The 9,339-nt window shown below is 69.8% G+C and carries 3 protein-coding genes; 1 reads left to right on the top strand and 2 read right to left on the bottom strand.

Annotation, left to right across the window (positions count from 1 at the left end; genetic code table 11):
* Nucleotides 1-4 precede the first annotated feature (4 nt).
* On the top strand, nt 5-6,106 hold the full coding sequence (locus GR130_RS22715; protein ID WP_159506397.1) for a type I polyketide synthase: 6,102 nt from the start codon (nt 5-7) through the stop codon (nt 6,104-6,106).
* Between the two features lie 360 nt (nt 6,107-6,466).
* Here GR130_RS22715 and GR130_RS22710 read toward each other — a convergent pair whose 3' ends face one another.
* Both GR130_RS22710 and GR130_RS22705 read right to left on the bottom strand, forming a co-directional pair.
* The gene (locus GR130_RS22710) at nt 6,467-7,843 is read right to left on the bottom strand and encodes a glycosyltransferase (RefSeq protein ID WP_159506396.1); all 1,377 of its coding nucleotides are present in this window, start codon (nt 7,841-7,843) and stop codon (nt 6,467-6,469) included.
* Between the two features lie 248 nt (nt 7,844-8,091).
* Complete coding sequence (locus tag GR130_RS22705) at nt 8,092-9,285, bottom strand: cytochrome P450 (protein ID WP_159506395.1); 1,194 nt, start codon at nt 9,283-9,285, stop codon at nt 8,092-8,094.
* Between the last annotated feature and the right edge of the window lie 54 nt (nt 9,286-9,339).

Here is a 9,339-nt window from a genome sequence, read left to right as displayed (position 1 = left end):
CGGCATGCCGAACGACAAGAAGCTCGTTGACTACCTCAAGTGGGTCACCAACGATCTGCACCAGACCCGCCAACGGCTTCGCGAGGTCGAGTCCGCCAAACAGGAGCCCATAGCCATCGTCGGGATGTCCTGCCGGCTGCCGGGTGGCGTGCGAACGCCGGAAGACTTCTGGCAGTTGCTGGACGACGGCCGGGACGGCATCTCCGCGTTCCCCACGGACCGCGGCTGGGACCTCGACGTTCTCACCGGTGACGGCAGCGGCAGCAGCGCGACCACCGAGGGCGGCTTCGTCGACGCCGCCTCGTTCGACGCGGACTTCTTCGGCATCTCGCCCCGCGAGGCCGTGACGATGGACCCGCAGCAGCGGATCCTGCTGGAGGCGTCCTGGGAAGCACTGGAGCGCGCCACCATCGACCCCGTGTCCCTGCGGGGCACCGAGACCGGTGTCTTCGTCGGCACCAGCGGTATCGACTACGTCAACACCGTGATGAACTCCCGCGAGGACATCGAAGGGCACGGCAGCACCGGCCTCATCGCCAGCATCCTGTCCGGCCGGGTCTCGTACAGCTTCGGCCTGGAGGGCCCGGCCGTCACCATCGACACCGCATGCTCCTCCTCGCTCGTCTCGTTGCACCTGGCGATCCAGGCGCTGCATTCCGGTGAGTGCTCGCTGGCCCTGGTCGGCGGAGTGACGGTGATATCGACGCCGATGAGCTTCGTCGGATTCACCAGGCAGGGCGGCCTGGCGACGGACGGCCGGTGCAAGGCGTTCGCCGATGCGGCCGACGGCACCGGTTGGTCCGAGGGCGTGGGCGTCCTCGTCGTCGAGCGGCTGAGCGACGCGCGCCGCAACGGGCATCCCGTGCTCGCGGTGGTGCGGGGCTCGGCCGTCAACCAGGACGGTGCCTCCAACGGCCTCACCGCGCCGAGTGGTCCGTCGCAGCAGCGGGTGATCCGCCAGGCGCTGGCCGGTGCCGGGTTGGCGCCCTCGGATGTGGACGTGGTCGAGGCGCATGGTACGGGTACGCCGCTGGGTGACCCGATCGAGGCGCAGGCGTTGCTGGCCACCTACGGTCAGGGGCGGGACGCCGAGCGGCCGCTGCTGCTGGGTTCGGTGAAGTCCAACCTCGGCCACACGCAGGCCGCGGCCGGTGCGGCGGGGATCATCAAGGTGATCCTGGCGATGCGGCACGGCGTGCTGCCGAAGACGCTCCACGTGGACGCCCCGACCTCGCACGTGGACTGGTCGTCGGGGGCGATAGAGCTGCTGACGGAACCGCAGAAGTGGCCCGAGGCCGACCGGCCGCGGCGCGCCGGCGTGTCGTCCTTCGCCATCAGCGGCACCAACGCCCACGTCATCCTCGAACAGGCACCGGTCGTCGAGGAGACCGACGACGAGGAAGAGCCGCGGACCTCGCCGGCGGCCGTGCCGTGGCTGCTCTCGGCGAGATCCGAGGAGGCACTGGCCGCGCAGCGAGAGCGTATCTCCGCGCTGACCGACCAGTCGCCCCTCGACCTGGGCTTCTCGCTGGCCGCCACCCGGGCACACCTGGAGTACCGGTCGGTGCTGTTGTCCGAGGGTGGCGAAACCGTCGAGGTGGCGCGCGGTCACGCTGGACACACGGCCGGGAAGCTGGCGGTGCTGTTCTCGGGGCAGGGTGCGCAGCGGGTGGGGATGGGTCGGGAGTTGTACGGCCGGTTCCCGGTGTTCGCGGAGGCGTTGGACGAGGTGCTGGCGCACTTCGAGGGCGAGTTGGCGGGGCCGTTGCGTGCGGTGATGTTCGGTGAGGTGGAGGGTCTGGATGAGACCGGGTTCACGCAGCCGGCGTTGTTCGCGGTAGAGGTGGCGTTGTTCCGGTTGGTCGAGTCCCTTGGGTTGCGGCCGGACTTTGTGGCGGGGCATTCGATCGGTGAGGTTGCGGCGGCGTATGTGGCCGGGGTGTTCTCGTTGGCTGATGCGTGTGTGTTGGTGGCGGCGCGGGCGCGGCTGATGCAGGCGTTGCCTGTGGGCGGTGCGATGGTGGCCGTCCAGGCAGGCGAGAGCGAGGTGGAGCCTCGGCTGTCGGATGGTGTGTCGATCGCTGCGGTCAACGGTCCCGAGGCGGTGGTGATCGCCGGTGATGAGGCCGAAGTCCTGTGCATCGCGGGGGAGTTGGCGGGTGAGGGGCGTAGGACGCAGCGGCTGTCGGTGAGCCATGCCTTCCACTCGGAGCTGATGGAGCCGATGCTGGAGGACTTCCGACGGGTGGCGGAGGGGCTGACGTATGAGGCGCCGCGGATCCCGCTGGTCTCCAACGTGACGGGCCGACTGGCCGCCGACGACCTGGTGTGCTCGGCGGAGTACTGGGTCCGGCACGTGCGGGAGACCGTACGGTTCGCCGACGGCGTGCGGACACTTGAGGCCGAAGGCGCCTCGGCCTTCCTGGAGTTGGGTCCGGACGGGGTGCTGACGGCGATGGCCCAGCACAGTCTGGACAGCGCCGATGACAGTGTGGCCGTGTCGGCCCTGCGCAAGGACCGGTCCGAGGAGTCTGCCCTGCTGACCGCGCTGGCGCGGCTGCACGTCACGGGCGTCGAGGTGGACTGGCCCAGGATCTTCGACGGCACCGGTGCCCGGCGCATCGACCTGCCCACCTATCCCTTCCAGCATGAGCGGTACTGGCCTCGGCCGGCGTTGGTGTCCGGTGATGTGGCCGGTGCGGGCCTGTCGGCCGCGGAGCACCCGCTGTTGGGTGCGATGGTCACCGTCGCGGATTCCGGCGGGGTGGTGTTGACGGGCCGGTTGTCGCTGGGGACGCATCCGTGGCTGGTCGACCACGTCATGGCCGGCAGCGTCCTCTTCCCGGGAGCAGGCTTCGTCGAGTTGGCGATGCGCGCTGCCGATCAGGTCGGCTGCGACCGGGTCGAGGACCTTGTCCTGATGACACCGCTGGCGCTGTTCAAGGACCGCGCCGTGCAGGTCCAGGTGGTGGTCGGCGCCCCCAATGACGTGGGGGCTCGCAGTGTCTCGGTGCATTCGCGCCCGGAGGGTGACCCGGATGGGCTGTGGGTCCAGCACGCGGGCGGCACGCTGACCAGCGGTGAGCGGGTCGTGGACTTCGGTTCCGGGGTCTGGCCGCCGCAGGACGCGGTGGCCGTCGACCTGGCGGGCTTCTACGACGGGACCGGCTACGGCCCCGCGTTCCAGGGGCTGCGTTCGGTGTGGAAGAGCGAGGACGGCGCCTACGTGGAGGTGGCGCTGCCTGACCCGGTCACCGAGGGGGCCGGGGCGTTCGGGCTCCACCCGGTGCTGCTGGATGCGGTGTTGCAGTCGCGCAGGCTGGCCGGGGTCGGTACCGCGGGGGATCAGCTCCTGCCGTTCGCCTGGCGTGGGGTGTCGCTGCACGCCGGTGGAGCGTCGATCCTGCGGGCCCGGGTGACGAAGACCGGTGAGGACTCGGTGTCCGTCGCCGCCGTCGACGTCGAGGGCGCACCTGTCCTGTCCGTTGAGGAACTCGTCCTGCGCGGCGGTCAACCGTCCGATTCGGACCCGCAGGCCGCGGCGCGGCGCGCGGCGCGCGAGGGACTGTTGTCGTTGGAGTGGGTGGCGGCTCCTGGGGTGGAGTCGGCTGAGGTCCGGTGTGTGTCCCTGGGCGCGGACGTTCTCGGCCTGGGTGAGTGGGTCGCTTCGCTCGCGGACCTCACCGGGGACGAGGACCTGGTGGTGGTCCCCGTGTCAGGCGTCGGGGACGATGTGCCTGCCCGTACGCATGAGTTGACGGCTCGGGTTCTGGGTGTGTTGCAGGAGTGGTTGGGTCGGGAGAGGGCGGGGGCCTCGCGTTTGGTGTTTGTCACCCGTGGTGCTGTTTGTGCCGATGCGGGTGAGGGCGTGGTGGATGTGGCTGGTGCTGCGGTGTGGGGGTTGGTGCGTTCGGCGCAGTCGGAGCATCCGGGGCGGGTTGCGTTGGTGGACCTTGAGGTTGGTTCGGGGGTTGATGGGTTGGTGTCGGTGCTGGGGGTGGTTCCTGGGTTGGTGGCTGCTGGGGAGGGGCAGTTCGTCGTGCGCGGCGGTGCGTTGCGGGTGGGCCGGTTGGTCGAGTTGGGTGGTGGTGTTGAGGCGGCACCGGGTGCCTGGGATCCGGAGGGGACGGTGCTGATCACGGGTGGCACCGGGGGATTGGGTCGTGAGGTGGCTCGGCATCTGGTGGGTGAGCGTGGGGTGCGGCATCTGTTGCTGGTCAGTCGCAGTGGGCTTGCGGCGCCTGGTGTGGAGGAGCTGCGGGAGGAACTGACCGCGAACGGTGCTGAGGTGATGGTGCGGGCGTGTGATGTGGCTGATCGGGGGGCGGTGGATGCGGTTGTTGGGTCGGTGTCTGTGGCGCATCCGTTGACGGCTGTGGTGCATACGGCGGGTGTTCTCGATGATGGTGTGATCTCGTCGTTGTCGTCGGAGCGGTTGTCGGCTGTGTTGCGTCCGAAGGTGGATGCTGCCTGGCATCTGCATGAGGCGACGAAGGGGTTGGATCTGTCGGCGTTCGTGTTGTTCTCGTCGGTTGCGGGTGTGTTGGGTGGTCCGGGTCAGGGGAATTACGCGGCGGGGAATGTGTTTTTGGATGCGCTTGCTTGGCATCGTGTGGGGGAGGGGTTGCCTGCTCTGTCGTTGGCGTGGGGTGCTTGGGATCAGGGTGGTGGGATGACCGCGTCGCTCTCGGATGCGGACATGCAGCGGATGGCTTCGTATGGGACGGTGCCGTTGACTGCGGAGCGGGGTTTGGCGTTGTTCGACGCTGCCACCGCGACGGATGCCGCCCACCTTGTCGCGGTCGGCCGAGTATCCGGACCGGTGCGGATGCAAGGGCCGGTGCCGTCGCTGCTGCGCGGACTGATCAGGGGAACCCGGCGGACGGCCGCGAGTTCCACGGTCGGCTCCGGTGCCGACGGAGCCGTGGGGTTCGTCGATCGGCTGCGGGCGGCGCGTCCCGAGGAGCGTACGCGGCTGATGACCGATGCCGTCTGCACCGAGGCCGCAGCCGTGCTCGGACATGCTTCGGCCAAGAGCATCGACGCGCGCCGGGAGTTCTACGAGCTCGGCTTCGACTCACTCACCTCCGTCGAACTGCGCAACCGCCTCTCCACGATCACCGGACTGCACCTGTCGGCGACCGTGGTCTTCGACAGCAAGACCCCCGGCGATCTCGCAGCCCGCCTCTACGGTGACCTGGCCGCGCAGGAGTCCCTGGACGGCTCCGGGGCCGAAGCGGGCCTCCGCCAGGTCGCCGCGCCGGAGAGTGACTCGCTGGAGCGACTGTTCCTCGATGCCCTGGAGAACGGCAAGATCCCGGAGGCACAGCGCATGCTCTCCGCCCTGAGCGCGCTCCGTCCCAGCTTCGAGAACACCGCCGAGCTGGAGGATCTGCCGCTGCCGGCCACCCTCGCCGAGGGCCCCGGCCGGCCGCGGCTGATCTGCGTCAGCACGCCCACCGCCAACGGCGGCGTACATGAATACGTCAGACTGGCCGCGCCGTTCCGGGGTGAGCGGCACGTCAGCGCGCTGCCGCTGGTCGGCTTCGCCACGGGGGAGCGGCTGCCGGGCACTGCCGAGACCGCGGTGCGGGCCGTCGCGGAGAGCGCGCTGCGGGCGAGCGACGGTGAGCCGTTCGTACTGGTCGGGCACTCCTCCGCGGGAGCCTTCGCGTACCTGGCCGCGGCTCTGCTGGAGAACACCTGGGGCATCAGGCCGGAGGCCGTGGTGCTGCTGGACACCATCAGCATCCGGCACCAGAAGAGCGATGGTCTCGACTACCGGGGACTGATGCGACGCCACTTCATGGTCGACGAGGTCTCCCCGGTGCGGATGACCAACTCCAGGCTGTCCGCCATGGCGCGCTGGCTGGGCATGCTGAGCCAACTCGAACTGCGGCACACCACCGCCCCCGTGCTGCTCGTCCGCGCCGGCAAGGAGACGTTGGGCATCGAGACCGACACTTCCCTCGGTGCCGAACGGCACGGCGGTCGGCCGACCGCCGTCCACAGCGTGGACGCGGACCACTTCTCCATGGTGCGCGACGACGCGCCGGAGACCGCGCGGATCGTCAAGGAATGGCTGGACTCCCTCGGCAACGCGTAACGACGGCACACGGGCAACCGGGTGACAACGACACCGGAGTACAAGCCAGGCGGGCGGTCCTCGGACCGCCCGCCTGGGCGTTCCCCGGTTGAGCCCAGGGAGCCGTGAGCCGCCGGGGAGGCCGTACGCATCAGCGGAACGACGCAGTCGGCCTTGTAGGTTGGCGCGTGGGAACAGGCCGGTTATGGCGCGCGGCGGTCCGTACGGTGAAAAGGCAAGCGCCTCCGCCAATGACTGGGCGGAGGCGCCGAGTTGCCCGGTCCGCTGCCCCGGACCGTTGTGTGGGAATCTCCCTTCGCGCTCCGCCGCGCTGGTGTGCCGGCGACGGGAAGCGGCCAGGGCGGGTGAGGCCGGTGGCCCCTACGCCAGGGCCGGGTGCGCGAGAACCATGCCGGCGGCGGTCTCGCGCCCGCCGGCCGAGCGCATCAGGGCGGCCCGCCGCTGCGCCTTCTCGTGGAAGGAGGGGGTGCTGAGGACCCTCGTGAGCTTGTCGACGACATCGTTGACGTCGATGGTCTGCGGCTGGTCGAGGGTGAGGCTGATGCCGAAGTCCCGGCCGCGGACGGCCTGGTCGTAGCAGTCCACCCAGAGCGGTCGCACCACGAGCGGTTTGCCGAAGTACATGCCCTCGTTGAAGCCGTTGCCGCCGCCGTGGGTGAAGAACACCTTCACGTTCGGGTGGGCGAGTACGTCCATCTGCGAAGGCACCCAGCTCTCGACACGGAGGTTGCCCGGCAGCGATTCCCTGGGCGGCAGCAGGTGCTGCTGTTCCGAGGGCAGCTTCCACAGCATCTGGTGCCGGCCTCCCAGACGACGGGCCACCTCCACCATGGAGTTGACCTCGTCCCGCGTCAGCCGGGTGATCGTCCCGAGCCCCACGTAGACCACGGAGGACTGGGCGTCCAGCCACTGCGAGAGGTCCTTGTCGTCCGGCGCTTCGGGGAGCGGCGGCACCATGGCACCCACCAGCAGCATCTTCTCGGGGATGGCGAAGGGGTAGTCCAGCTCGGCGATGGAGTTGCACAGCACCAGGTCGGCGTGCTCGATCCTGGCCATGGTGCTGGGCGCCGGCAGCCCGGCCTCCTTGCGCCGCCGGGCGTCCTCCTTGAGGACCTTGCTCATCTCGGGGTTGAGGAACATCGCCAGGGTCCGCCACTTGAACAGCTCGTTGCTGACGCGCTGGGTGAGCGTCATCCGCCGCGAGAGCCCCGTGTGCGGGACGGGGAAGCCCCGCGGGGTGTAGCTCTTGGTGAAGGGCGTGTGCGCGGTCAGCACATTGCTCGGCAGGAACGGAACGCTCAGCACGTACGGGATCTTTCGGGCGATGGCCACGTCGACGGCGAAGCTGCTGATGCAGTCGATGACCATGAGCGCCGGCTGGACCTCGTCGACGACGGCCTGGAGTCGGCGGGACTTCTCCCTCTGGAGCTCGGGCCGGTAGGTGTGCCGCACGACCGCGCGGTGCGCCCTGAACCGCGAGGACTGGGTGACCTCACGGTAGATGTCGTCGGTCCAAGTCACGGCCGACATCTCGGAGTCGACACCGCCCAGGGAGGCGAACTCCACCGGGGAGCCCTCCGCGATCCCTTTCACATCGTTGCGGCGCGGCTCGTCGGTGGCGAACCAGAGGTCCGCCACGCCTTGGCGGGAGAGTTCACCCGCCAGTACGAGCAGCGGATTGAGCAGACCGCTCTCCGGAAGGCTGACGAAGAGGATCGGCCGTCGGGCGGATTCCATGAATTCCCTTTCACCGGTGGCAGGCTGGACTCGGCGAGCACGCCTGGGTGCGGGGCGATTGACCGCACCGTGCCTTTGATCTCACGCCGGGTGCCGGGAAATCCTTAGACTCGGCCACCGCGCCGAGGGAGCCTGGCCACGGCGGCGCGCGGCCGGGTCGAGCGCCTTCGCGCCGGCCTGGCCGCGGCGCACGCGCGCTCCGGCCAGGCCGGGTTGTGGCGCGGCAGGCGGTGCTACCGGGACGGTCCCTACCAGGTGATCCGAAGCTCGGCGAAGCCGCCGGACAGCTGGCCCTCCTTCAGGCGCAGCTCCTCCACCGGGTGTTCCAGACGCAGTTCCGGCAGCCGCGTGAACAGCTTGGTGAACATCGTCTTGAGCTCCAGGCGCGCGAGGGGGGCGCCGATGCAGTGCCAGATGCCGTGGCCGAACGACAGATGCGGGTTGGGTGCCCGGTCGACGTCGAACTCCTCCGGCCCCGTGAACGCTCGCTCGTCGAAGTTGGGCAGGCCGAGGTCGAACAGGACCAGATCCCCGGCCCGGATCGTCACCCCGCCGAACTCCATGTCCTCGCTGGCGTAGCGCGGAGGCAGCACCGACCCACCGGCCCGCGCCGACCGCAGCACCTCCTCAACGGCGCGCGCCATCACCTCGGGGTCGGCCAGCGCCGCCGCGCGCTGGTCGGGGTGGGCGGCCAACAGCGCCACGCCGTTGTCCAGGATGCTCGCGACGCTGTCCAGCCCGGCGAACAGCAGCCCCGACGCCAGGTGCGTCACGCGGTCCTCGGACAACTCGCCGCCGTTCAGCCGGGAGATGATGTCGGGGCCGGGCTCGGCCCGCTTCAACTCGACCAGCCGTGCCACGAACGCGGACAGGTCGCGCTGTGCCCTTAGGGCTCCGTCACGGTCGTCCAGCCGGGCGATGCCGGACAGCAGAGTGGTCAACTCCGCCCGGCGTTGCGGCGGTACGCCGATGACCTCGCAGAGCACGGCGAGCGCGAACGGGTAGGAGAGCTCGCCGTGCAGGTCGCCCGGAGGCCCCTGGGCGATGAACGCGTCCAGCAGGGCCTCCGCGGCCTCCTCCACCTTCGGCTGCATCTCCCTCACGCGCCGGGCCGAGAACAACGGTGTGAGCAGGCGACGGGTCTCGGCGTGCTGCCGACGCCCGGTCTCGGCATCGGCGTCGCTGATCAGCAGGTTCAGGAACGGACTGCGTACGTACTGCGCAGCGGAGTCCGGGTCGGGGTGCGTGCGCCCGATGCGCTCGTCGTGCAGCAGCAGCTTGAGTTCGGCGTGGCGGGTCACCAGCCACGCCTCGTCCCCGGCGGGCGTGCGCACCCGGTGGATCGGCCCCTGGTCCTGCAACCTCTGCAGGAGCGGGCTCAGCTGAAGCATCTTGGGCGGTTCGAGGTCGAGGCAGGGCAGGTCTTGGGAGGCAGTGGACATGGGGAGACCCCTTACATGTGCTTCGTGACGTGACGCGTGCGGCGTGACGTTAGC

The organism is Streptomyces sp. GS7, assembly GCF_009834125.1.
GTDB lineage: Bacteria > Actinomycetota > Actinomycetes > Streptomycetales > Streptomycetaceae > Streptomyces.
The sequence above is the reverse complement of the archived record's forward strand: the minus strand, read 5'-3'. Positions and strand labels throughout refer to the sequence as shown.